We start from the raw sequence: 25,213 nt of genomic DNA on the forward strand, positions 1-25,213 counted from the left end.
CGCGGCTTTTTTTGTTGCTCCCGTCGCACGCCGCTTGCGGGTGCATGACAACAGGGGCGCGCTATCTGGCCGGCCGCCGTCAACGACCTTCCGGGTCGGGCCGTTCACCCATGACAAAGGCAAGCCACCACCGCTAACCAGGTTCCCACCCAGAGCTTCCCCGGTGAGTACGTGGCCAGATTCATCGACCGCGACCACACCAATGGCCGGATCGTGGCGATTACCGTGCTCTAGCGGCGAGGCGCCTTGGACGCGCGCCCCGCTTCATCCGCTGCTTACTCCACCGTCACCGACTTGGCCAGGTTGCGCGGCTGGTCGACGTCGGTGCCGCGCAGCACGGCGACGTGGTAGGCGAGCAGCTGCAGCGGGACGGTGAACACCGCAGGCGCGATGAAATCGCCGCCGCCGTTGATGCGCAGGGTGACGCCGCGGGCCGTGTTGCCTTCGAGGCTGGCTTCACCATCGGCGAACACCAGCAGTTCGCCGCCGCGGGCGCGCACTTCCTGCAGGTTGGACTTGAGCTTGTCGAGCAGCGGACCGTTGGGCGCGACGGCGATCACCGGCATGTCCTCGTCGACCAGCGCGAGCGGGCCGTGCTTGAGTTCGCCGGCAGCGTAGGCCTCGGCGTGGATATAGGAGATTTCCTTGAGCTTGAGCGCGCCTTCCATCGCCACCGGATACTGGGCGCCACGGCCGAGGAACAGGGCGTGCTGCCGATGGATCAGATGCGCGGCCAGTTCCACCACCTGCGGCTCGAGCTTGAGGGCATCTTCGATGGCACGCGGAAGATGCTGCAACTGCGTGCACAGGTCGGCGTAGCGCGACTTGTCCAGCCCGCGCTGTTGCGCAAGGTGCAGCGTGAGCAGGCCGAGTGCCGCCAGCTGGGTGGTGAAGGCCTTGGTGGATGCCACGCCGATTTCCGGACCGGCGCGCGTCATCAGCTTGAGGTCGGCCTCGCGCACCACGGAAGACTCCGGCACGTTGCAGATGGCGAGCGTGCCGAGGTAGCCGCGACGGCGGGATTCGCGCATCGCCGCCAGCGTATCGGCGGTTTCGCCGGACTGGGAAATGGCCACGAACAGGGTGCCATCGGGCACCACGGCCTCGCGATAGCGGTACTCACTGGCAACTTCCACGCTCACCGGCAGGCGCGCGTGTTCTTCGATCCAGTACTTGGCCACCAGCCCTGCGTGGTAGCTGGTGCCGCAGGCGATGATGTGCAGGCCACGCGCCTTGGCCAGCAGGTCGTCGCCATCCACGCCGAAGATATTGGGCAGCACGCCATGCGGGCCGATGCGCGCTTCCAGCGTGGCGGCCACGGCGTTCGGCTGCTCGAAGATTTCCTTCTGCATGTAGTGGCGGAATTCGCCACGCTCGACCGCGTCGGCAGACAGTTCGCTCTCGTGCATGGCGCGTTCGACGCGCTGGCCATCGAGCCCGAAGATCGCCACGCTGTCGCGCGTGATGTCGGCGACATCGTCTTCTTCGAGGTAGATGATCTTGTTGGTGACCTGGATCAGCGCCTGCGCGTCGGAACCGAGGAAGTGCTCGCCGATGCCCACGCCGACCAGCAGCGGCGCGCCGTGCCGCGCGCCGATGACGCGGCCGGGCTCCTTGCTGCTGACGACGGCAATGGCATAGGCGCCCTCGAGTTCGCGCACGGTGGCCAGCACCGCTTCGCGCAGGCCCATGCCCGCCTCGACGTGCTCGTTGATCAGCGCCGCCATCACTTCGGTATCCGTTTCCGAGGTGAACGCGTGGCCACGTGCCTGCAGGTCGGCGCGAAGGCTGGCGTAGTTCTCGACGATGCCGTTGTGCACCAGCGCCACGCTGCCGGCCATGTGCGGATGCGCGTTGGCCTCGTTCGGCACGCCGTGCGTGGCCCAGCGCGTGTGCGCGATGCCGGTGCCGCCCGGGAACGGTTCGGCCAGGTAAAGCGCTTCCATCTCGCGCACCTTGCCCTTGGCGCGCACCCGGCGGATATCGCCGCTGTCCAGCACGGCCAGGCCGGCGGAATCGTAGCCCCGGTATTCGAGCGCCTTGAGTCCTGCGATCAGGAGCGGTGCGACATCACGCTGGGCCGCCGCGGCAACGATTCCACACATCGAGTGTTACTCCTTCGAAACAGGTGCGACCAGCGTGGCCGTGGCCCGCGACTTTGTCGGTTTCCTATTTCAGCAAACTTTCATGGCCACCGGCTGTCAGGCCGGTGGCCCATCGTGGGCGCCTGGCACGGCGCGGTTCAATGCACCTTGCGGCGTAGATAGTTCAGCAGATCGATGCGCGTGATCAGGCCGAGGAACTGCTCGCCGTCGGTGACGATCGCGACATGCCCACGCTCGAACACCGGCAACAGCGACTCAATCGGCGAGCGCACGTCGAGCATCTGCAGGTTGCTGATCATCGCGGTGGACACCACGTCGCGGAACTTCGACTCGTCCGCATGCACGTGCATCAGCACGTCCGATTCGTCCAGGATGCCGACCAGGCGACTGCCATCCATCACGGGCAGCTGCGACACGTCGTAGAGCTTCATGCGCGTGTACGCCGTCATCAGCAGTTCGTTCGGCCCGACCACCACCGTGTCGCGCTGGGCGAACGGCCGCAGCAGCAGGTCACGCAGGTCGCCGTGCTGCTCGCGCTCGATGAAGCCGTTGTCGAGCATCCAGTAGTCGTTGTACATCTTCGACAGGTACTTGTTGCCGGTGTCGCACACCAGGGTCACCACGCGCTTGGGCGTGGTCTGCTCGCGGCAATAGCGCAGCGCGGCAGCCAGCAGGGTGCCGGTGGACGAGCCGCCGAGGATGCCTTCCTTCGCCAACAGCTCGCGCGCGACCAGGAAGCTCTCCTTGTCGGGAATCGCATAAGCCTTGCGCACGCGGGTGAAGTCGCTGATGGAGGGCAGGAAATCCTCGCCGATGCCTTCGACCATCCAGCTGCCGGACTTGGCCGAAAGCGTGCCCTCGTTGATGTACTGCGCCAGGATCGACCCGACCGGGTCGGCCAGCACGAACTCGGTCTCGGGCGAATGCTCGGCGAAGAACTTGGACAGGCCGCTCAGCGTGCCCGACGAGCCGCAGCCGACCACGATGGCGTCGACCTTGCCGTCCAGCTGCTCGAGGATCTCCGGGCCGGTGGTGGCGATATGCGCCGCCGGATTGTCCGGGTTGCCGAACTGGTTGATGAAGTACGCGCCCGGCGTTTCGCGCGCGATGCGCTCGGCCATGTCCTGGTAGTACTCCGGATGGCCCTTGGCGACGTCCGAGCGGGTGAGCACCACCTCGGCCCCCATTGCCTTGAGATTGAAAATCTTCTCGCGGCTCATCTTGTCGGGCACCACCAGGATCAGGTGGTAACCCTTCTGCTGTGCGACCAGGGCCAGGCCCAGGCCGGTGTTGCCGGCCGTGCCCTCGACCAGGGTATCGCCGGGGCGAATCCTGCCGGCGCGTTCTGCTCCTTCGATCATCGACAGGCCGATGCGGTCCTTCACCGAGCCGCCGGGGTTGGCGCTTTCCAGCTTCAGGAACAGCTCGCACGGTCCGACGTCCAGGCGCTGCGCGCGTACCATCGGGGTACGTCCGATCAGTTCGAGGACACTCTGGTGGACCGTCATGGGGGCTCCTGGCTGTAGTTCCCGGTCGCGTCGTGCGGGCCGGAAGGGAAGCTGATGATAACCGAGCCCCGGCAGCCACTTTCCAGACGGCGGATACGCAGCGGCCCCGGAAGCCGTTCCCTTGCGGGTGGCACCGGGGCCGCATTCATGCGAAACCTCGCAGATTCAGTTGATGCGGTGCGCGCGACTGTCCCACATGCGCTGGAGCCGCTCCTTGGCGTGGAGTTTCTCCTTCTTCATGCCCGATAACGTCATGTCATCGATGGGCAGCACGCCGATTTCGGCGTCGTGCACCTTGCTGTCGAGTTCCTGATGGTGCTGGTACAGCCGACGGAATTCCGCGTCGGCTTTCATCAAGGCTTCGACATCATCACGCTGCTGGTTTTCAAACATGATTCGACCTCCTCTGGAGAGAACGACGGACGCGTGAGAGGCGCGCCCGCAGACGGTGAATGACACGCAAACACCCGCGATCCATGCCGGATGACCGGTCCATGGAGCGCGTTGAAGGGGAAGGATGAGTGCATGATTCAGGTCAGTGGCCCGGGGCGCGAAAATGCACCCCGGGAACTTGACCCTACTCCCCGGCCAGAGGTCATGCAAGCGTCACAAAGGGCCTGGCCGAACGCACGCATCGCGCAAGAAAAAGCTGTCAGAACAGCATTTTGCAGGAATCAAACACGGTCTTTCGGTTTATTGAATGGAGCACCGCGCCGACGGCTTTCTCAGCGCGCACCGACGCCAAAAGCAAAGGCCGGCGGGTTGCCCCGACCGCCCTTTGCACCAACGCCGCCGTTGTCGGGCGGCGTCGCCTACTTGCCGTTCTTCTTGGCGCTGTCGTCGGCCGGGGAGCTGCTGTCGCCCTGCATCTGGGCGCGCATGGCCCGGGCTGCCTGGGCGGCCAGGTCGGCCTGCTTCTTGGCCGCGTTGGCGACCTTGGCCTGCGCCGCGGCCAGCTTCCTGGCCTGTTCGGCCTCGGCCTGGGCCTGGGCGGTGGCCTCGGCACCGGCGGCCGCCTGGCGGGCGGCCTCTTCCGCCGCCATCTGGTACTGCAGGCGCTGGCGTTCCAGCTCGCGACGGGCCTGCTCGGCCTCGCGGCGGCTGCCGTCCAGCTGGATCTGGTCGTGCTCGCGGTCGAGGCGGTTGATCTGCAGCTGCGCCTCCTGCAACTGGGCCGTGGCGCGCGCCAGGTCGACGCGGCGCTCGGCCAGGTAGAGCGCATGGGCACGGTCGCGCGAGCGCGCCTGCGCCAGCTGGTTCACGGCGTCACGGGCGCGGGCCTGTTCGGCCTGGGCATAGCTGCCCAGGGCCGGGTCGCCGGCGAGCTGGTCGAGGCTGTTGTTGAGGCGGGCCACGTCCATGTCGTCCTTGGAGGCGTGGGCCACGCCCACGGCGGCCAGCGCCAGCAGGAGTGCGGAAAGTCGAAGGGTCAGGGTTTTCATCGGTGGCCTCCCTGGTCGCTGTTCGACTGCGGCACGGTCTGGAAGCCCTGCCCCGCGGGGAGCGGCTCCAGCAGTGACGAACTGGCCGGCGCCGGCATGTCGGCAGGCGGCTGCTGGGCCGGCAGCGCCGGGTTTTGCGTGTCGCTCTGACGCTGCTCGGTGGCCAGCGACTGCTCGATCTGCGCGCGCAATTGCTGGTTGGCCGAGGTCTTGTTCTGGATCTGGGCGCGGGCCGCCCCCAGGCGGGCCTTGGCCCTGGCCAGCTCGGCGTCGGCCCGGGCCTCGTCCGCCAGCAGGGCGGCATCGTCGTACTTCCGATTGGCCATGGCGCCCTGCGCCTGCTGGAACTTGTTCTGGGCGAAATCCAGGTCCACGGGCGCGTAATCGGCCGCATCCGCGTCGCGCGCGGCCTGCAGCTGCACCTGCGCCTGGTTCATGATCCCGTCCGGCGGCGGTGTCGAGGCGCAGCCGGAAAGCGCCAGCATGAGGGCCAGCGCCAGGGTCGAAACCGCCATGCGGGCGCCTTTGGGGCGTCCGGACAGCGGGAAAAAGATGTGCACCATCACTCAGTCCTCTCGGAGTGTCACAGCGTATTGTGGGCGGGCATAATCGACTTTAGCAATGCGCGCGGAATTAGGGGATTCGAGTGGACATTGGTTACTTCCTCAAGCTAATGGTTGACAAGGGCGCGTCGGATATGTTCCTGACCACGGGCGCCCCCGTGAACATAAAGGTGGAAGGCAAGCTCTACCCGCTGGGGAACACCGGCCTGCCGAGCGGCATGGTCAAGAAAATCGCCTATTCGCTGATGGACGAGGGCCAGGTACCCCAGTTCGAGCGCGACCTCGAGTTGAACATGGCGCTCGCGGTGAAGGAAGCCGGCCGTTTCCGCATCAACGTGTTCAAGCAGCGCGGCGAAGTGGGCATGGTGATCCGCGCGATCAAGAGCGAAATCCCCAGCATCGACCAGCTGCAGCTGCCGACCATCTTCCGCGAGCTGATCATGGAGCCGCGCGGGCTGATCCTGGTGGTGGGCGCCACCGGCTCGGGCAAATCCACCACGCTGGCGGCGATGATCGACCACCGCAACCAGAACTCGTCGGGCCACATCCTCACCATCGAGGATCCGATCGAGTACCTGCACCGTCACAAGAAGTCGATCGTCAACCAGCGCGAAGTCGGCCTGGACACGCACAGCTACCACGAGGCCCTGCGCAACGCGATGCGCGAGGCGCCCGACGTGATCATGATCGGCGAGATCCGCGACACCGACACCATGGAAGCGGCCATCGCGTTCTCCGAGACAGGCCATCTGTGCCTGGCCACGCTGCACTCGAACAACGCCGACCAGACGCTGGAGCGCATCCTCAACTTCTTCCCGGAATCGGCACACAAGAACGTGCTGATGAATCTCGCGCTCAACCTGCGCGCGGTGATCAGCCAGCGCCTGGTCGTCGGCAAGGACGGCCGCCGCCTGCCGGCGACCGAAGTGCTGCTGAACACGCCGCTGATCCGCGACATGATCCGCCGCGGCCAGATCCACGAGGTCAAGGAGGCCATGGACCGGAGCCTGCAGGAAGGCATGCAGACCTTCGACCAGTCGCTCTACCGCCTGTACAAGGAAGGCCGCATCGAGCTGGAAGAGGCGCTCAACAAGGCCGATTCGCGCGACGGCCTGGCGCTGAAAGTGCGCCTGTCCGAAGGCGCGGGCAGCGAAAACACCGAGCTGGTCGGCAACGACCCGTACGGCCTGGGCTTCTGAAAGACCCACGCGGCGCGGCGGGCCACGGGAAGGACCCCTCGCCTTCCCGCGGCCCGCCCCCGTGATGGCTCAGTCGGTTGCCGGTGCGTCCGGCTGGGCCTCGGGCACCGCCTGCTGGAATGCCTCGAGCGCGAGGCAGGCCTCGTTGATGCGCCGGATGGTCGGGTAGTCGTCCAGCGGCAGCTTCCAGCGCACGGCGTTGTAGACCTGGGGGATCAGGCAGGCGTCCGCCATCGTCGGCGTGTCGCCGTGACAAAAGCGCCCCGTGGCCACGTTGCCGGCCAGCATGCTTTCCAGCGCCTGCAGGCCCAGGGTGATCCAGTGCCGCGACCAGACGCCCTTGGCCGCGTCATCGGCCTCGAATTGCGTGACCAGATGCTGCAGCACCCGCAGGTTCGCCAGCGGGTGGATGTCACAGGACACCGCCTGTGCCAGTGTGCGGACGCGGGCCCGGCCAACCGGATCGGCCGGCAGCAGCGCCGGCTCGGGCCGGGTCTCTTCCAGGTATTCGATGATCGCCATGGACTGGGTGAACACCTGCCCGTTGTCGACCAGGCAGGGCACCAGCTCCTGCGGGTTGAGCGCCTGGTAATCCGGCGCATGCTGCTCCCCGCCGTCGCGGACCAGGTGCACCGGCCGCGACTCATAGGCCAGGCCCTTGAGGTTCAGCGCGATACGCACGCGGTAGGCGGCGCTGGAGCGCCAGTAGCCATACAGGACCAGATCCAGGGCCATATCACCATGTCCTTTGCGGAAAGACGGAAACTGCCAGCGCCTTAGGATACCTTCCCGGCGGTTTGCATCGCCGCCGGGCGGGCAGGACAATAGGCGGTTCGCGCCTCCGGGCGTCCCGTATTCATGCCATCCAAACCTGGGAGTTCCGCCGTGTCCGTTACCCGCATGAGCGATCTTGATCTGCGCGGCAAGCGCGTGCTGATTCGCGAAGACCTGAACGTTCCCATCGAAAACGGCCGGATCACCTCCACCCAGCGCCTCGATGCGGCGCTGCCGACGCTCAGGCTCGCCCGCGACGCCGGCGCCAAGGTCATGGTGCTGTCGCACCTGGGTCGCCCCAAGGAAGGCCAGTTCGACGCCGAGTCCTCGCTGGCGCCGGTAGCCAGGTGGCTGGGCGACAAGCTCGGCCAGCCGGTGCGCCTGGTTGCCGACTACCTCGATGGCGTCGAGGTCGCCGATGGCGAAGTGGTCGTGCTCGAGAACTGCCGCATGAACGTGGGCGAAGGCAAGGACGACGAGGCGCTGTCCAGGAAGTACGCCGCCCTGTGCGACATCTTCGTCATGGACGCCTTCGGCACCGCGCACCGTGCGCAGGCCTCGACCCATGGCGTGATCAAGTTTGCCCCGATCGCCGCCGCCGGCCCGCTGCTGTCGGCCGAGCTGGACGCGCTGGGCAAGGCGCTGGAACACCCTGCCCGCCCGCTGCTGGCCATCGTGGCCGGCTCCAAGGTGTCCACCAAGCTCACCCTGCTCGAAAACCTGATCGGCAAGGTGGACCAGCTCATCGTGGGCGGCGGCATTGCCAACACCTTCATTGCCGCCATGGGCTACTCGGTCGGCAATTCGCTGTACGAGCCCGATCTCATTCCGGCCGCGCGCAAGGTCATGGCCGACGCCCGGCGCCGCAACGCCGACGTGCCGGTGCCGGTGGACGTGGTGGTGGCGCCTGAGTTCTCCTCGCACGCCCCGGCCACGGTCAAGCCGGTGGACGAGGTGAAGGACGGCGAGATGATCCTGGACATCGGTCCGGAGACCGCGCGCCGCTACGCCGAGATGATCGCCAAGGCCGGCACCGTGGTGTGGAACGGCCCCGTCGGCGTGTTCGAGTTCGACGCTTTTGGCGCCGGCACCGAAACGCTGGCCCGCGCCGTTGCCGCATCGCCGGCGTTCTCCATCGCCGGTGGCGGCGACACGCTGGCGGCGGTGGACAAGTACGGCATCGCCGACGACATCTCCTACATCTCCACCGGCGGCGGCGCCTTCCTCGAATTCCTGGAAGGCAAGGAATTGCCGGCCGTCGCGGCGCTCCGGGCCCGCGCGGGTCACTGATGCTCTGCCTGTTCGACCTCGACGGCACCCTGATCGATTCGGAGCTGGGCATCCTCGGCTGCGTCCGCCACGCGCTGACGCAGCTGGGCGTGCCGCATCCGTCCGAGCTGCGCCACTGGATCGGGCCGCCGCTGCGACATAGCTTCGCGCCGCTGCTCGACCACGATCACGACCGCATCGAGCAGGCGGTGGATCACTACCACGAGCGCTTCCACACTATCGGCTGGCAGGAGCACACGGTGTATCCGGGCATCGAGGCGATGATCGGGCAACTGCAGGCGGCCGGCCACCAGCTGGCGGTCGTCACCAGCAAGCCGGAGCGCCACGCCCGGCCGATCATCGAGCACCTGCCGTTTGGCCAGGCGTTCAGCCGTCTGTATGGCCCGGACCCATCCAGTCCGCATAGTGAAAAGGCCAGCATGATCGCCGCTGCGCTGGCCGACTTCGGTGCGGCACCCGGACAGGCCACCATGATCGGCGACCGCCACTTCGACATTGACGGCGCCGTGGCCAACCGCGTGCGCAGCGTGGGCGTGCTGTGGGGCTTCGGCAGCCGCGAGGAACTGGAAAAGGCCGGCGCCGACGCGATTGCACGCGACCCACAGCACCTGGGCGAACTGCTCACCGCCGCCGACTGAAGCGGAGTTTGCGGGAGTACAAAAAAAACGCCGCGGTGATCGCGGCGTTTTTTCATGCCCCGTCGGTGAGGCGGGATCAAACCCCGCCCTGCGCCCCTCCCCGAGGGAGGAGGGGCGAGCCAGGCATCAGCCCACCACGCGCTTCACGGCGTCGACGACGTGGGCCACGGTGAAGCCGAAGTGCTCGAACAGCTTTGGCGCCGGCGCCGAGGCACCAAACGAGTTCATGCCGACCACGGCACCGTCCAGGCCGACATACTTCATCCAGAAGTCGGCCGTGGCCGCCTCGACCGCCACGCGGGCACGGCACCAGCCCGGCAGAATCGCCTCGCGGTATTCCAGCGGTTGCGCGTCGAATACCTCGGTGCACGGCATCGACACCACGCGCACCGGCACGTCCTGCTGCGCCAGCGTGCGGGCCGCTTCCATCGCCAGTTCCACTTCCGAGCCGGTGGCGATCAGGATGGCCTTGAACTTGGTGTCCTGCGGATCGGACAGCACGTAGGCGCCTCGCGCGATGTCGGCCACCTGCTGCGCGCTGCGCTGCTGGTGCTTGAGGTTCTGGCGCGAGAACACCAGGCAGGCCGGGTTGCCCTTGCGCTCGATGGCCGCCTTCCAGGACACCGCCGATTCCACCGCGTCGCACGGACGCCACACCTGGTTGTTCGGGATGTAACGCAGCGAGGCGAGGTGCTCGACCGGCTGATGGGTCGGGCCGTCCTCGCCCAGGCCGATCGAGTCGTGGGTGTACACGTGGATGGCGTGCGCCGGGATCAGTGCGCTCATGCGCACCGCGTTGCGGGCGTAGTCGGAGAACACCAGGAAGGTGGCGTCGTACGGGATGAAGCCGCCGTGCAGGGCCAGGCCGTTGGCGATCGCGGTCATGCCGAACTCGCGCACGCCGTAATAGAGGTAGTTGCCGCCGGCATCATGGCCGTTGCCGGCGTCGATGCTGCCCTTCCACTTGGTGAGGTTGGAGCCGGCCAGGTCGGCCGAACCGCCGATCAATTCCGGCAGCAGCGGCGCGAACGCCTCGATGCTCATCTGCGAGGCCTTGCGCGAGGCCACTTCGGGGCCGTCGGCCTGCAGCTTGTCGATGAAGGCCTGCGACCTGGCGGCCCAGTCGACCGGCAGTTCGCCGCTCATGCGGCGATTGAACTCGGCCGCCAGTTCCGGGAATGCCGCCGTGTACTTGGCCACGGCGTCGTGCCAGGCCTGCTCGCGGGCGGCGCCGGACTTCTTGTGGTCCCAGCCGGCATAGATCTCGGCCGGGATTTCGAACGGCGCGGAACGCCAGTCCAGCGCATCGCGGGCGCCAGCGACTTCAGCCTTGCCCAGCGCCGCGCCGTGGCTCTCTTCCTTGCCCTGCTTGTGCGGTGCGCCGAAGCCGATGATGGTGCGAGCGCAGATCAGGGTCGGCTTGTCCGACTGCGAGGTGGCTTGCGTCAGCGCCTGCATGACCGCCTCGGCATCGTGCCCGTCGACGCCACGGATCACGTTCCAGCCGTAGGCCTCGAAGCGCTCCGGCGTCTTGTCGGTAAACCAGCCATGCACTTCGCCGTCGATCGAGATGCCGTTGTCGTCGTAGACGGCGACCAGCTTGTTCAGCTTCCACGTGCCGGCCAGCGAGGCGACTTCGTGCGAGATGCCTTCCATCAGGCAGCCATCGCCGAGGAACACGTAGGTGTGGTGATTGACCACCTCGTGGCCCGGACGGTTGAAGTGCGCGGCCAGCACCTTCTCGGCCAGCGCGAAGCCCACGGCATTGGCCAGGCCCTGGCCCAGCGGGCCGGTGGTGGTTTCCACGCCTGGGGTTTCGCTGGCTTCCGGATGGCCGGCAGTCTTGGAGTGCAGCTGGCGGAAGTGCTTGAGCTGCTCCATCGGCAGGTCGTAGCCGGTCAGGTGCAGCAGCGCGTACTGCAGCATCGAGCCGTGGCCATTGGAGAGCACGAAACGATCGCGGTTGAACCACTTGGGATTGACCGGGTTGTGCTGGAGGAAGTCGTTCCACAGCACTTCGGCGATGTCCGCCATGCCCATGGGCATGCCCGGGTGGCCGGAGTTGGCCTGCTCCACGGCGTCCATGGCGAGGGCGCGCACGGCATTGGCGAGTTCGCGGCGGGTTGTCATCTAAGGGTTCTCCGGGGAAGGCGGCGATTAAAAACGTCTATTGTCGCCGATCCTCGCCAGCCGTGTCGCCCGCCGGCGGGCCACCCAGCCCGGAAAGTCAATTAACCCAGCCTTAATAGTGTACTAACAAGTATTGAAACTCCCTGGCAGGCGACCCATCTAAGCGTCTGCACTGTTTCACGCAGGTGCGCGGGCCACGCCTGACCGAACCCCCGGCAACGTGGTCTGGACCCAATAAGACGAAGAGGATTCCCCATGAAGAAGACGCTTTTTGCCCTTGCCCTCGCGACCGCCGGTGTCGTGGCCGTTCCGGCCGCCTTTGCCCAGGACGCGGGCCAGACCGCCCAGCAGGGTTGGTACGTGGGCGCGAACGCCGGTTACGGCCAGGTGCAGAAGGGGCCCTACGACAACGGCGACTTCGCCGGTGGCGTGAAGGGCGGCTACCGCTTTGCGATCAACCCCGAGACGTCGCTGGGCATGGAAGTGGGCTACGTGTACCTGGGGCGCTCCGACGCCCGTGGCGCGTATACCCAGAACTACCAGAACTTCAACGGCAACAACGGCCGCTCCAAGCTGCAGGGCGCGACCGCCGGCCTCGACCTGCGCTACAACTTCAACCCGAGCTGGTACGGCGAGCTGCGCGGTGGCGCGTTCTTCGCCAAGGGTTCGGGCCTGACCAACGACAAGTTCAACCCGCAGATGGTCAACTTCAACAGCACCAACTACTACGCGGGTGCTGGCGTGGGCTACAACATCACGCCGAAGTGGAGCGTGGGCCTGAACTACGACTACTACCAGGCCAGCGAGAGCGACAAGAACATCCACCTGCCGACCAGCCTGTACAGCGTCAGCGCGGAATACCGCTTCTGATCGTCGCAGGACCGGGAAACAAGAACGGGCGCCTCGCGGCGCCCGTTTTTTTCCTGCATCGGCAGCAGCCGGTGACGCCTTACTTGGCGTTCCACTGGCCCAGCGCGGCCAGGCCGTTGTCGCGGGCACGGGCCAGCACGGTCTTCTGAGCGTCGGCGTAGTTGGCCTTCATGTCCTTGGCCCACAGCTTGAGCGCGGCCTGCTGCATGGCGCGGCCGTAGGAGAAGCTCAGCGGCCACGGGTGCGGACCCATGCGGTTCATCGCATTGAGGTGGGCGGTGGACTGCTCGTCGGTCTGGCCGCCCGAGAGGAACACGATGCCGGGCATGGTGGCCGGCACGGTGGTCTTGAGCACGCGCACGGTGGCTTCCGCCACTTCCTCGACCTCGACCTGTTCGTCCGCGTCCTTGCCCGGGATGACCATGCTGACCTTCAGGATGGTGCCTTCCAGCAGCACGTTCTGCTCGTACAGGGCATTGAACAGGCTGCGCAGCACGGCTTCGTGCACTTCGTAGCTGACTTCGATGCTGTGGTCGCCGTCCATGATCACTTCCGGCTCGACCATCGGCACCAGTCCGGCTTCCTGGCACAGCGCGGCATAGCGGGCCAGCGCGTGGCAGTTCGCTTCGATCGCCGTCGACGACGGGTTGTCTTCGCTGATGTTGATGACCGCGCGCCACTTGGCGAACTGGGCGCCCAGCTTCACGTATTCCTGCAGGCGCTCACGCAGGCCGTCCAGGCCTTCGGTGACCACGTCACCCGGGAAGCCGGCCAGCGGCACCGGGCCCTTGTCCACCTTGATGCCCGGGATGATGCCGTTCTTCTTCATCACCTGGGTGAACGGCACGCCGTCCTTGGTCGACTGGCGAATGGTTTCGTCGTACAGGATCGCGCCGGAGATGTGCTCGTTGAGGCCCGGCGCGGTGAGCAGCAGCTCACGGTAGGCGCGGCGGTTCTCCTCGGTGTTGTCGATGCCAACGGCCTCGAAACGCTTCTTGATGGTGTTGGTCGACTCATCGATGGCGATGATGCCCTTGCCGGGCGCGACCATAGCGAGGGCAACGCTTTCGAGATCTTCGATGCTCATGACAACTCCGGATACTTAGGCGGTGTGGGCCGCACAAGGTGGTGCCGCCCCTTGGGGGCGGCGAGGCTCAAAGCCCGCGATTATATGCGAACTGGCCGTTCAGGGCCGGAGTACCCCCTGAACGGCGCCGGCGGCGCCCCTGGCGCGCCTCAGGCCTGGTCGAAGCCCGGCAGCTTGCAGGCGTTGATGACGCCCTGTTTCTGGGCCGGATCGGCCGGCAGGTTGAACGGCACGATGAAATAGGTGGACACCGGCTCGCTGGTGCGGTTGGTCAGCGACGGACCGTAGCGGAAGTTGCTCACCACGCTCTTGGCCACCGTGCCCAGGTCACTCTGCGGCACCACCTTGCGCACCGTGACGCCCTGCGGCACGCCATCGGAGCCGATCATGTAGCTCACGGCCACGCAGCCGGGCTTGTCCATGTTGCTGCCGGTGTTGGGAATATCGGCATCGACCTTGGTGTTGAGCATGATCCAGTACGCCTGGATATGTTCCGGGCCCACCACGCGTGCCTGCGACTGCGCCAGCAACGGCCCGGCACCGGCCATGGCCAGGGCCAGCAGCAACGCCTGGCTGCAGCGACGTGACATCGTGTTCATGGAAAACCTCCTGCGCGTGGGTGGGGGGACATCGGCCCGGATTCTAGCCACATCGGATCGAAGCCGACGTCCAGGGCCACGCTTACAGGTCGCGCAGGCACTCCACCACGCCCTCGGCGCCGACCGAAAGCAGCTTGAGCGTATTGGTGCCACCGCCCTGCCCGATGTGGTCGCCATGGGTGAGCAACACGCGGTCACCCTCGCTCAGCTTGCCTTCCACGTAGAGCTGGCGCACGGCCTCGCGGGCGGAACCGGCAGGCGTCTGCGAGGTGTGGGTGAACTTGACGGCCTGCACGTCGCGGAAGACCGACATGCGGCGGCGCGCATCGGCGAACGGCGACAGCGCATAGATGGGCACGGCGCTGCGGTAGCGCGACAGCCACTGGGCGGTGGCGCCCGACTCGGTCAGCGCCACGATGGCGCGGACCCCCAGCTGGCTGGCCAGCATCATCGCCGCCAGCGCGATGGCCTGGTCGGTGCGGTCCAGGTGGTGGCCGGTGGTGCTGAGGTCTTCCTTCGGCTCGAACTGGCGCTCGGCACCGAGGCAGATGCGGCGCAGTGCGGCGACCGCCTTGTCCGGATGCGCACCCGCGGCCGATTCCTCCGACAGCATCACCGCATCGGTACCGTCGATGACGGCATTGGCCACGTCCATGACCTCGGCGCGCGTCGGAATGGGAGAGCGCACCATCGATTGCAGCATCTGCGTGGCGGTGATCACCGCGCGATTGCGCTGCACCGACTCGCGAATGATCTTCTTCTGCAGGCCCGGCAGCTCGGCGTCGCCGATCTCCACGCCCAGGTCGCCGCGCGCCACCATCACCACGTCCGAGGCGTCGATGATTTCGCCCAGCACGGGGATCGCATCGGCGCGCTCGATCTTGGACACCAGCGACGCCTTGCCGCCCGCCTCTTCCAGCAGGCGACGCGCTTCATGCATGTCGTGGGCCGAACGCACGAACGACACGGCCAGGAAGTCGGCACCGATTTCGGCGGCCAGCTTGATGTCCGCCCGGTCCTTGTCCGACAGCGCCGCGACCGACAGGCCGCCGCCCTGGCGATTGAGCCCCTTGCGGTCGGACAGGCGCCCGCCGATCAGCACGCGGCAGCGCACCTCGGCACCGGCCACGGCTTCCACGGTCAGTGCGACCAGCCCGTCGTCGAGCAGCAGCACATCGTCCGCCGCCACATCGTTGGGCAGTCCGTAATAGCTCACGCCCACACGGGTGGCGTCACCCAGCGGCGCACCGGGGCTGCAGTCGAGCACGAAGGTGTCGCCGACACGCAGCTCCACCGGGCCATTGGCGAAGCGCTCGACGCGAATCTTCGGACCCTGCAGGTCGGCCAGCACGCCCACTTCGCGGCCGAGCTTGGCGGCCGCATCGCGCACGGCGACCGCGCGCGCGCGGTGATCATCGGGCTGGCCATGCGACAGGTTCAGGCGAACCACGTCGACGCCTTCGGCGATGATTTTTTCGAGCATGCCCTGCGCATCGGTAGCGGGGCCGAGGGTGGCAACAATCTTTGTGCGGCGCAGCGGATTTTCATTAGTCATGCTTCGAGGCTAGCAGAACTGTCCGGTTGCGCCAGAGGGTTTGCGCCGGCGTTTTCGACGCTGCCGCACGCGTGCAAGTGGACTGCTGGTGGCATGCGGACCACAGGCGACCACTGGTATTACCCATCGACAAAGAAGACAAGGAATGCGTGATTGACTGGTCTGCTTGGCCAGCGTCGGGACGTCCAAACACTGGTGCCATGTAAAGCCAGCGGCGCGCCCGTTCGCAAGCGTGACCGACGTCACCCGCAGGAACCGGCGCGAGCGGCCGCAAAGGCCATTCCAAGCACTGCCATCGCCTTATTGCACAGCAACAATTTCGTCATTGCAGTGGCACGGGCTATGCCCGGAGTCGTCCGCGCCGGACGCCGCCTGCAGACGCCATCGGGGCACCTGGGTGGCGATCGACGTGTTGCGCTAGGATTTCCGCATGGATCGGGGGATCCACTGCCAATGGAACTGGGGAAACACGCCATGTCACGACTTTCCTGCACGGCCGCAGCAGCTGTGCTCGCTCTCGTGTGCGCCGTCTTGCCGAAGACCCTCCTGGCCGGGGAGCGGGATACCGCGTCGACCAGCGACTTCATCCGACCCGGCGAATTCACCAGCGTCAGGCTGTCGCCGGACGGCAAATACATATCCGCCCTGGTGCCCCGCCCCAACATGCAGTTCGAGAACATGCTGGTGGTGATCGACACCGCCAGCGGCAAGCCGTTGTCGAGCGTGCGCGCCAGCAGCCGCAACGAGATCCTCCAGTACCGGTGGGTGAACGACCATCGGCTGGTGGTGGCAGCGGCCACGCGCCTCGGCAGCCTCGAACGACCGTCGTATACCGGTGAACTGCAGGCCATGGATGCCGACGGCCAGCACTATGTGTACCTGTTCGGCTGGGGTGGCGATGTTGGCGGGAGCAGCAACCATATGCAGCATGGTGCCATCGCCCGCGCCGCCTTTGCCGACCTGCTTCCATCCGCGCCGGCGGACGATGACCGCTACCTGCTGGTGCAGACCCAGCCATTCACCAACGATCGCAAGGGAAGCATGCCGTCGATCGAAAGGCTGGACGTGGTCAACGGCGAAAGCCGGCGCATCCTGGGCGGGCCTGCACCCCATGCATGGATGACGCTGGACCATACCGGCGAACCCCGCGCCGCCAGCGGCGGTGGCTACTTCCACCCGCTCCTGTGGACGCGCGACGCGGGTGGCGAATGGGTCCTGCGTAACGACGCACGCTCATCGCACGAAGCCATCTGGCCCATCGGGTTCAATCGCGACAACAGTCGGATGTATGTCCAGGTGACGCATGCGCAGGGCCCCGATTCCATTGAGTTGATGGACCTGCACAGCGGCGAGCGCTCGCTGCTCTACCGCGGCGAGTTCGCCGACCCGGGCGACTTGCTGCCCACGGCGGACGGCAAGGACTTCTTCGGCGTGATCACCGGGGACGGTGTGCCTACGATCCACTACTTCGACCGGCACAGCATCGAGGCGCAGATCATCGACGCACTCGCCGGCAGTTTTCCGGGGCAACTGGTCCGGTTGACCTCATTCACCCGCGACGGCCACCTGGCCATCGTCCATGTGAGCAGCGATCGCAACCCCGGCGACTACTACCTGTTCGACCTCGAGAAGAAACAGGCGCGCTATCTCTTCAGCCAGCGTCGCTGGCTGTCGCCCAAGCGCATGCGGCCGATGCAGCCCATTGCCGTCACCGCTCGCGATGGCGTCGTCCTGCACGGCTTTCTCACCGAGCCCGCCGGCAAGGGGCCGTTCCCCATGGTGGTCTTGCCCCATGGCGGCCCGCATGGCCAGGCCGACGCGTGGGCGTTCGACGAGGAAACCCAGCTGTTGGCAGGCCATGGCTATGCGGTCTTGCAGGTCAACTACCGCGGATCAGGTGGCTACGGAGCGCAGTTCGAGCAGATGGGCTATCGCCAGTGGGGCCTGTCGATGCAGGACGACGTCACCGACGCCACCCGCTGGGCCGTCAGCGAAGGTCACGCCGATGCCTCCCGCATCTGCATCTATGGAGGCAGTTACGGCGGTTACGCCGCGCTGGAAGGCGCGGTGCGCGAACCCGGGCTCTACCGCTGCGCCGTCGGCTATGCCGGCGTGTACGACCTGCGCATCCAGCTCGACAGGAGCGACACGCAGCGTACCGACGCGGGCGTGGACTACCTGCACGACGTGCTGGGCGACGATCGCGCGGACTTGCTCAAGCGATCCCCTATCGCCGGCGTCGATCGCATCAAGGCCGACCTGCTGCTGATCCACGGCGGCATGGACGAGCGGGTTCCATATGCGAACTTCAAGGCGTTCACCGCCGCACTCGACAAGCAGGGCAAGCATTACGAGTCTCTCACCGAGTCACGGGAAGGGCATGGCTTCTTCCTGCCCGAGCACCGTCTGGCGATGTACGACAAGCTGCTCGACTTCCTGGACCGGCATATCGGCACGGGAGCGGAACCTGCCAAGGCCGGCGTCGCACCATGACCTGTCCAGGGTCGCGCAACGAAGCGACCGACGTGGGCACGCCGGGTTGAATCGAAACAGCCATTCCAGGGAGGATCCATGCGTACGACGAAAAGGTTGAGGCTGGCTGCAGCAGTCCTGGTAGCTTTTGCGTGCGGCGGCAGTGCGTGGGCGCAAGGCGCCACGACCGGGAAACCATCCCTTTCCAGCGTACCGATCAGCGACTTCGTGCGTCCCACGGACTTCTCGCAGGTCACCCTCTCACCGGATGGCAAGTACATCGCCGCCGTCGTGCCCAAGACGGGCAATCCCCATGAGAACTACCTGGCGATCATGGATGGCGCCACGGCGCGACTGCTGCACGCCATTCCGGCCGGCACCAACGCGATTGTCGCCAACTACTTCTGGGGCGAGGACGACCGCCTGATCGTGTCCCTCGCCATCCACAGCGATGAACTCGATACACCCATGCTCACGGGCGAGCTGTTCGCCATCGACCCTGATGGAACCCATCAGATCGAGCTGTTTGGATATCGCGCCGGCGGCAGTCACGGCGCCGAGAGCATCGGCAGCCTGATACGAGGACCCGAGCGACGCTACGCATCGGCGCAGCCGATCAGCACCCGCTATGTCGACAAGGACCAGATCCTCATCGGGGTCTACGAATACTCGCACGCCAGCAGCGGCAGCTTCATCGACATCGACCGCCTGAACGTGCGCAACGGCAAGACCTCGCAGATCGGCCAGTCTCCTGCGCGCAACGCCGGCCTGAAGGCCGACCACGCCGGCCAGGTACGCGCCGCGTATGCCGACAACGATTTCTCGGGCCAACGCCTCTGGATCCGGGCAGACAACGACGCCCCATGGCAGCTGGTCAACGAGCCGGCGAAATCGCAGGTGGAGATCACGCCGCTCGGCTTCAATCGCGACAACAGGAAACTGTATGTGCGCGTCACCGATGGCGACCGGCCCGATGCCATCGAACTGATGGACATGACAACGCGGCAGAGAACCCGGCTGTACCAGGGGAAGTCCGCCAGCCCGGGCGATCTGCTGCCCACGGCCGACCGGCAGGACTTCTACGCGGTCATTACCCGCGATGGTCGACCTGGCTTGCACTACTTCGACGACAGCAGCGACGACGCGCACCTGGGCCAGGCGCTCGCGCAATCGTTCCCCGGACAACTCGCCTACGTCTCCAGCTTCACCCGCGATGGCAAGCGCGCCATCGTCCGGGTCACCAGCGATCGCAACCCCGGTGACTACTACCTGTTCGACCTGAACAGCCGCAACGCGCAATTGCTGGTGCATGCCGAACCCTGGATCGACCCGCGGCAGATGCGCCCGATGGAGCCCATCGAGGTGCCGGCGCGCGACGGCATCACCATGCATGGCTTTATCACCCTGCCCGCTGGTTCCAAGCCTTTCCCGCTGGTGATCCTTCCACACGGCGGCCCGCATGGGCCCTTCGACAGCTGGGGCTTCGATCCGGAGGCACAGCTGCTGGCCAGCCGTGGCTATGCCGTGTTGCAGGTCAACTATCGCGGCTCCGGCGGCTATGGCACGACTTTCCAGAAACTCGGCTACCGCCAGTGGGGCCTGAGCATGCAGGACGATCTTACCGACGCCACCCAGTGGGCGATCCGGCAGGGCTACGCCGACCCTCGCCACGTCTGCATCTATGGCGCCAGTTACGGCGGCTATGCAGCCCTCGAGGGCGCAGTGCGCGAACCCGATCTGTACAAGTGCGCTGCCGGCTATGCGGGGGTGTACGACCTGCGTGTGCAGATGGACAAGAGCGATACACAGCGTAGCGACATGGGCGAGGCGTACCTCCGACTGGTGCTCGGCACGGACCGCCGTGACCTGCTGCGGCGCTCGCCTCTCAGCGGCGCGGAACGGATCAAGGCCGACATCCTGCTGATCCACGGCGAAGAAGACCAGCGCGCGCCGTTCAAGAATTTCCAGGAGTTCACCAAGGCGCTGGACAAGAACGGCAAGCACTATCAAACCCTGGTCGAACCCAAGGAAGGCCATGGCTTTTACGTGCCAGCTCATCGCGAGCAGGCCTACCAGAAGTTGCTGGATTTCCTGGGGCGCAACATCGGTCCGTCCGACGCGGCATCGGTGAGTGACACCACGACGAACTCATCCGATGCCGGGAAGAGCAGCGCCAACTGACATACGCTGTCGTTCCAGCGGGGTTCGACGCCCAGGCGTCGATCCCCAAGCCTTCACCCCTTGGCCAGGGCGAGGTTGAGCACTTCGGCCAGGCGACGGCCGGCTTCACGCAGGCGCAGTTCGGCCACCGGCAGTTCCCTGTCGACATAGGCCTGGTCGATCTTGTGCCCGTCGGGGTAGATGCCGCGGCTGATTTCGCACGATTCCTCCGCCCACTGCGCATAGGCGTTGTCCTGCGGCGGGATGGCCGGCGGCAAGGTCACCGCGCCGCGGGCATCCAGTTCGTTGGCATAGGTCTTCCAGTCCAGGCCGCGCGTCTTGAGCAGGCCGGAGTCCCACACGCTGTGCAGGTTGGTGCCCTTGCCATCGAACTGCACCTGGTAGGTGTTGCCGCCCTTGTCGTCGCGGGAGCCGCCATGCAGCGGCTGGTGTTCGTCGCCGATGAAGTGCACCACGAACTTCAGCGCTTCCAGGCGCGCGGCGTCGGGCTGGCTCTTGTCGCCCAACACCTTCACGTAATGGTCGATGCCGGCCACCACGCACTGGCCGTCCTTGCAGTCGCGCGGCGGCGTGTAGTTGCAGTCGCCGGAGGTGAAGTCGACGTAGTGCAGCGCACGCGTCTGCTTCCACAGCGCGTCCTGCGCGGGATCGTTGCGGATCTCGTCTGCCCAACTGGCGATGTCGGCCAGCGATTTGGTGTGCTCGGCCGCCAGCAGGTGTTCCACTTCCGCCGCTGCCGCAGGGCTCAGGTGACGCTGGGCCAGGTCGGCGACGACGCTGTGGCCCAGCGGCCCCCAGGCCTGCGCCACCGGGGCCAGGGCGAGGCAGGTGAACAGGGCAAGCGCGGATCGACGCAGGAAGGGCATGGCGGCACGGGCTCCAGGATCAGGGGCGGCGAGTTTGCCACAGCCCGATGACAGGTTGGCGCCAGCCTGGTTCAGCCGGCGCGGGGCACCGAAACCTGCTGGCCGTCGGCGTCGCGCACGGTGACATCCACCGCAATGCCCTGCCGCACGCTTTCGGTCACGATGCAGAAATCCTCGAACTGGGCGACCACGCGATCGAGGTGTTCGAGCGACGCGGCCGCGTCGGCCAACTGGAGGTCCACCGCCACGTGCTTGATGCGCAGGCGGCCGCGCTCGTTGCGGGCCAGCGTCGTGGTCGCCTTGGCGCGCAGCGTGCCCGGCGCGTTCTTGTACTTGCGCAGCGCAAACAGCAGGCTCGCCGCCTGGCAGTTGGCCACGGCTACCGCCAGCAGGCGCGAGGGGTTGGGACCGGCATCGTGGCCCAGCGGCGAACTCTCGTCGGTCATCAGGTCCGGCACGGTCGTGTTGTCGAAGCGCACCCGGAACTCGTAATCGCCGGTCTGCTCCAGGTTGATCTCGAAGGACTGCTCGACGTCGCTCATGGGGTGCTCCTTGGGGGGTCGGACGCTGGGGGGAGGTCCGATTCAACCGCGTTATGGCTTTCCTGAACAGCCCCGGGGTGAGGCTGCCCCCCGGTTCAGGCTAAAATGGACGCTTTACGGTGGCCGCAAGCCGCCATTGTTCGCCATCTCACCCCGGAGGACGCTGTCCCATGGCCATCAAGGTCGCCATCAACGGTTACGGTCGCATTGGCCGCAATATCCTGCGTGCGCTGTACGAAGCCGGTCGCACCAACGAGATCCAGATCGTCGCGATCAACGACCTCGGCGACGCCGAGACCAACGCGCACCTGACCCAGTACGACACCGCCCACGGCAAGTTCCCGGGCACCGTGTCGGTGGACGGCGGCGACCTGATCGTCAACGGCGACCGCATCAAGGTCTGCGCCGAGCGTGATCCGTCCAAGCTGCCCTGGGGCACCCTGGGCGTTGACGTGGTGCTCGAGTGCACCGGCCTGTTCACCTCCAAGGCCAAGGCCAGCGCGCATATCGCCGCCGGCGCCAAGAAGGTGATCATCTCCGCGCCTGGCGACAAGGACGTGGACGGCACCTTCGTGATCGGCGTGAACGAAGACAAGCTCACCTCCAAGCTGGAAGTGATCTCCAATGCTTCGTGCACCACCAACTGCCTCGCGCCGCTGGCCAAGGTGCTGCACAACAAGATCGGCATCGTGCGTGGCCTGATGACCACGATCCACGCCTACACCAACGACCAGGTGCTGACGGACGTGTATCACTCCGACCTGCGTCGCGCCCGTTCGGCCACGATGAGCCAGATCCCGACCAAGACTGGCGCCGCCGCCGCGGTGGGCCTGGTGCTGCCGGAACTCAACGGCAAGCTGGACGGTTTCGCCATGCGCGTGCCGACCATCAACGTGTCGGTGGTCGACCTGACCTTCGACGCCGCCCGTCCGACCACCAAGGAAGAAATCGACGCGGCCATCAGCGAAGCCGCCAACGGCGCGCTGAAGGGCATCCTGGCGGTGAACACCAAGCCGCTGGTGTCGATCGACTTCAACCACAACCCGGCCTCTTCCACCTATGACGCCACGCAGACGCGCGTCATGGAAGGCACGCTGGTCAAGGTGCTGTCGTGGTACGACAACGAGTGGGGTTTCTCCAACCGCATGCTCGACATGACGATCGCGCTGATGGCTGCCAAGTAAGCCGGCAGCCTGCGCTCAGCAAGGCGGCCACCTGCGGGTGGCCGCTTTTTTTTGCTCGCGGAAAGCGGGCATGTCGTCGCCGACGTCCCCGCCCCGTGCGGTCAGTCCAGGGCCGCCAGCGCAGCGTCGTAGTTCGGCTCCTGCGCAATCTCGCCGACCAGTTCGCTGTGGAGCACCTTGTCGTTCGCATCGAGCACCACCACGGCGCGCGCGGTCAGGCCGGCCAGCGGGCCCGAGGCGATGGCAACGCCGTAGTTCCGGATGAACTCATGGCCACGCAAGGTCGACAGCGTCACCACATTGGCCAGGCCTTCGGCGCCGCAAAAGCGTGCCTGCGCGAACGGCAGGTCCGCGGAAATGCACAACACGACGGCATCGGAAAGCTGGCTGGCCTTTTCGTTGAAACGACGCACGGACGTCGCGCAGGTCGGCGTGTCGATGCTGGGGAAAATGTTCAGCACCTTGCGCTTGCCGCCGAAGCTGGCCAGCGAGACGTCGGACAGGTCCTTGCCGACCAGCGAGAAGGCAGGCGCCTGCTCGCCACTGGCGGGGAAATGGCCATCGACCTGGATCGGCTGGCCCTTGAGGGTAACGTGGGACATAAGGCACCTCGCTGGATGGGGGCCTGAGAGTAAAACACGTCCGATGGCCTGAAGACGATAGCGCCGCCGCGCGCATCGGCCGCTTGCGGCAGACGACGGCCCGGACCCCGCACACGACGGGCAAGGCGGTCTTGTGGACGGGAGGGCCGGTCAGATCGTGCGCGAATAGCGCGGCGACTCCGACTGACGATGCAGATAGGCGTCGAAGCACATGGCGACGTTGCGCAACAGCAGGCGGCCCCTGGGCGTGACGCGGAGCATGGTGGCATCGAGCGTCACCAGCCCATCGGCCGCCAGTGCATGCAGTCGCTCCAGCTCGGCTGCGAAGTAGTCGGCAAAGGCCAGCTGGTAGCGCTGGCCGAACGACGGCATGTCGAGCTCGCCGTGGCACATGATCTGGCCGATGACCGCGCGACGGATGAGGTCATCGCGGCCGAGCGTCAGACCCCGCGCGACGGGGACATGGCCTGCATCGAGCGCGGCCTGGTAACCGGCAAGGTCACGCGCGTTCTGGCTGTAGCTGTCGCCTATGCGACCGATCGCGCTGACGCCCAGGCCAACGATGTCGCAATCGCCATGCGTGGAATAGCCCTGGAAATTGCGCTGCAGCGTGCTCGCCCGTTGCGCGCGCACGAGTTCGTCCTCGGCCCGCGCAAAATGATCCATGCCGACGTAGACGTAGCCGGCCGCGCACAGCACCTCCAGTGCGCGCCCGAACAGCGCCAGCCGGGCGGAAGGATCGGGCAAGTCGCCCGCCTCGATCTGCTGCTGCGCCTTGAACAAGTGCGGCATGTGGGCGTAGCCGTAGACGGCGATGCGGTCGGGCGACAACGCGATCACGGCTTCCAGCGTGCGCGTGAAGCCTTCCAGCGTCTGGCGCGGCAGGCCATAGATCAGGTCCACGCTGACCGAAGCAAAGCCTGAGCGGCGGGCGGCTTCGAGCACCTCGCGCGTCTGCGCCACGCCCTGGATCCGGTTGACGGCAACCTGCACCGCAGGATCAAAATCCTGGATGCCCACGGACAGGCGATTGAAGCCAAGCTCACCGAGCGCACGCACGTAGTGGCCATCGGCATAACGCGGATCGACTTCGATGCCGAATTCGCGTTCGGCGTCGCTACTGAAATGGAAATGACGGGCGAGCGATCCCATCAGGGTCCGCATGCGCCGTGCGTCCAGGAAATTGGGCGTGCCGCCGCCGACATGCAGCTGCCTGACCGTGCGACCGGGGTCGAACAGCGGCCCGACCAGGCTCAGCTCTTTCTGCAGGCTGGTCAGGTAGACGTCGGCCCGTGCCGGATCGCGCGCAATGATGCGGGTACAGCCGCAGTAGAAGCACGGGCTGAAGCAGAACGGCACATGGACGTACAGCGACAGCGGTCGCGGCCCCGGCGCTGCATTCGTTGCCCGGATGGCAGCACGCAGGGCGGCTTCACCGAAATCGGCGTGGAACTGCGGAACGGTGGGATAGCTGGTGTATCGCGGGCCGGCCGTATCGTGGCGGGCGATGAGTTCTGGGTCGAACGCAATGGCAGTCGTGGGATGACGCATGGACGGCAGTATCGCCGTCAGCTCGCGCCTGGCCTTTGATCCGCATCATCCCCCT

General features: G+C 66.3%; 21 protein-coding genes. 7 read left to right on the top strand and 14 right to left on the bottom strand.

Annotated features, from left to right (window positions below):
* Positions 1–275: 275 nt before the first annotated feature.
* From glmS to ACXU4B_RS09355, 5 genes are all read right to left on the bottom strand, one after another.
* On the bottom strand, positions 276–2,105 hold the full coding sequence (gene glmS, locus ACXU4B_RS09335; RefSeq protein WP_131409849.1) for a glutamine--fructose-6-phosphate transaminase (isomerizing): 1,830 nt from the start codon (positions 2,103–2,105) through the stop codon (positions 276–278).
* A gap of 137 nt (positions 2,106–2,242) precedes the next feature.
* Positions 2,243–3,613 carry a pyridoxal-phosphate dependent enzyme gene (locus tag ACXU4B_RS09340; RefSeq protein WP_131409851.1) on the bottom strand — a complete coding sequence of 457 codons (1,371 nt, stop codon included), beginning with the start codon at positions 3,611–3,613 and terminating at the stop codon, positions 2,243–2,245.
* A 165-nt stretch (positions 3,614–3,778) separates the two neighbouring features.
* A complete protein-coding gene (locus ACXU4B_RS09345; protein WP_114824176.1) occupies positions 3,779–4,006 on the bottom strand; it encodes a YdcH family protein in 228 nt (75 codons plus the stop codon).
* A 419-nt stretch (positions 4,007–4,425) separates the two neighbouring features.
* On the bottom strand, positions 4,426–5,055 hold the full coding sequence (locus ACXU4B_RS09350) for a DUF4398 domain-containing protein (RefSeq protein ID WP_131409853.1): 630 nt from the start codon (positions 5,053–5,055) through the stop codon (positions 4,426–4,428).
* Positions 5,052–5,570 (bottom strand): DUF4398 domain-containing protein, encoded by a 519-nt coding sequence (locus tag ACXU4B_RS09355; protein ID WP_240734056.1) that lies wholly within the window; start codon positions 5,568–5,570, stop codon positions 5,052–5,054. The genes ACXU4B_RS09350 and ACXU4B_RS09355 overlap by 4 nt, the downstream gene beginning before the upstream one ends.
* Positions 5,571–5,701: 131 nt before the next feature.
* Between ACXU4B_RS09355 and ACXU4B_RS09360 the strand changes: the two genes are divergently transcribed.
* Positions 5,702–6,817 carry a PilT/PilU family type 4a pilus ATPase gene (locus ACXU4B_RS09360; RefSeq protein ID WP_165583173.1) on the top strand — a complete coding sequence of 372 codons (1,116 nt, stop codon included), beginning with the start codon at positions 5,702–5,704 and terminating at the stop codon, positions 6,815–6,817.
* A gap of 69 nt (positions 6,818–6,886) precedes the next feature.
* Here ACXU4B_RS09360 and maiA read toward each other — a convergent pair whose 3' ends face one another.
* On the bottom strand, positions 6,887–7,552 hold the full coding sequence (gene maiA, locus ACXU4B_RS09365; protein ID WP_205746542.1) for a maleylacetoacetate isomerase: 666 nt from the start codon (positions 7,550–7,552) through the stop codon (positions 6,887–6,889).
* A gap of 165 nt (positions 7,553–7,717) precedes the next feature.
* Here maiA and ACXU4B_RS09370 point away from each other — a divergent pair, with 165 nt between their 5' ends.
* Positions 7,718–8,881, top strand: a complete 1,164-nt coding sequence (locus ACXU4B_RS09370; RefSeq protein WP_458910858.1) for a phosphoglycerate kinase — start codon at positions 7,718–7,720, stop codon at positions 8,879–8,881.
* Positions 8,881–9,519, top strand: a complete 639-nt coding sequence (locus ACXU4B_RS09375) for an HAD hydrolase-like protein (RefSeq protein WP_131409861.1) — start codon at positions 8,881–8,883, stop codon at positions 9,517–9,519. The genes ACXU4B_RS09370 and ACXU4B_RS09375 overlap by 1 nt, the downstream gene beginning before the upstream one ends.
* Before the next feature lie 126 nt (positions 9,520–9,645).
* Here the strand turns inward: ACXU4B_RS09375 and tkt are convergent, their stop codons facing one another.
* Positions 9,646–11,649: a transketolase gene (gene tkt / locus ACXU4B_RS09380; RefSeq protein ID WP_131409863.1), complete on the bottom strand. Its 2,004-nt coding sequence runs from the start codon at positions 11,647–11,649 to the stop codon at positions 9,646–9,648.
* A gap of 255 nt (positions 11,650–11,904) precedes the next feature.
* Here tkt and ACXU4B_RS09385 point away from each other — a divergent pair, with 255 nt between their 5' ends.
* Complete coding sequence (locus ACXU4B_RS09385; RefSeq protein WP_131409865.1) at positions 11,905–12,519, top strand: outer membrane beta-barrel protein; 615 nt, start codon at positions 11,905–11,907, stop codon at positions 12,517–12,519.
* A 79-nt stretch (positions 12,520–12,598) separates the two neighbouring features.
* On the opposite strand, the gene ACXU4B_RS09390 is transcribed toward ACXU4B_RS09385, so the two are convergent.
* From ACXU4B_RS09390 to pyk, 3 genes are all read right to left on the bottom strand, one after another.
* On the bottom strand, positions 12,599–13,606 hold the full coding sequence (locus tag ACXU4B_RS09390) for a class I fructose-bisphosphate aldolase (protein ID WP_131409867.1): 1,008 nt from the start codon (positions 13,604–13,606) through the stop codon (positions 12,599–12,601).
* Positions 13,607–13,755: 149 nt separating this feature from the next.
* Positions 13,756–14,205 (bottom strand): energy transducer TonB, encoded by a 450-nt coding sequence (locus ACXU4B_RS09395; protein WP_131409869.1) that lies wholly within the window; start codon positions 14,203–14,205, stop codon positions 13,756–13,758.
* 82 nt (positions 14,206–14,287) lie between these two features.
* Positions 14,288–15,760, bottom strand: coding sequence for a pyruvate kinase (pyk, locus tag ACXU4B_RS09400; RefSeq protein WP_131409871.1), 1,473 nt, complete (start codon positions 15,758–15,760; stop codon positions 14,288–14,290).
* Between the two features lie 474 nt (positions 15,761–16,234).
* Here pyk and ACXU4B_RS09405 point away from each other — a divergent pair, with 474 nt between their 5' ends.
* Together ACXU4B_RS09405 and ACXU4B_RS09410 are read left to right on the top strand one after the other, a co-directional pair.
* Complete coding sequence (locus ACXU4B_RS09405; protein WP_165583174.1) at positions 16,235–18,253, top strand: alpha/beta hydrolase family protein; 2,019 nt, start codon at positions 16,235–16,237, stop codon at positions 18,251–18,253.
* A gap of 207 nt (positions 18,254–18,460) precedes the next feature.
* Entirely contained in the window at positions 18,461–20,413 is a 1,953-nt protein-coding gene (locus tag ACXU4B_RS09410) for an alpha/beta hydrolase family protein (RefSeq protein ID WP_458910859.1), read from the top strand.
* Between the two features lie 53 nt (positions 20,414–20,466).
* Here the strand turns inward: ACXU4B_RS09410 and ACXU4B_RS09415 are convergent, their stop codons facing one another.
* Together ACXU4B_RS09415 and ACXU4B_RS09420 are read right to left on the bottom strand one after the other, a co-directional pair.
* A complete protein-coding gene (locus ACXU4B_RS09415; protein ID WP_131409877.1) occupies positions 20,467–21,279 on the bottom strand; it encodes a S1/P1 nuclease in 813 nt (270 codons plus the stop codon).
* 71 nt (positions 21,280–21,350) lie between these two features.
* Positions 21,351–21,821, bottom strand: coding sequence for an OsmC family protein (locus ACXU4B_RS09420; protein WP_131409879.1), 471 nt, complete (start codon positions 21,819–21,821; stop codon positions 21,351–21,353).
* A gap of 170 nt (positions 21,822–21,991) precedes the next feature.
* On the opposite strand from ACXU4B_RS09420, the gene gap reads away from it, so the two are divergent.
* On the top strand, positions 21,992–23,005 hold the full coding sequence (gene gap / locus ACXU4B_RS09425) for a type I glyceraldehyde-3-phosphate dehydrogenase (protein WP_131409881.1): 1,014 nt from the start codon (positions 21,992–21,994) through the stop codon (positions 23,003–23,005).
* 101 nt (positions 23,006–23,106) lie between these two features.
* Here gap and tpx read toward each other — a convergent pair whose 3' ends face one another.
* Together tpx and hemN are read right to left on the bottom strand one after the other, a co-directional pair.
* Positions 23,107–23,607 (bottom strand): thiol peroxidase, encoded by a 501-nt coding sequence (gene tpx, locus ACXU4B_RS09430; RefSeq protein ID WP_131409883.1) that lies wholly within the window; start codon positions 23,605–23,607, stop codon positions 23,107–23,109.
* A gap of 150 nt (positions 23,608–23,757) precedes the next feature.
* Positions 23,758–25,158: an oxygen-independent coproporphyrinogen III oxidase gene (gene hemN, locus ACXU4B_RS09435; RefSeq protein ID WP_131409885.1), complete on the bottom strand. Its 1,401-nt coding sequence runs from the start codon at positions 25,156–25,158 to the stop codon at positions 23,758–23,760.
* Positions 25,159–25,213: the final 55 nt, after the last annotated feature.

It is taken from the genome of Dyella soli (genome assembly GCF_054482295.1).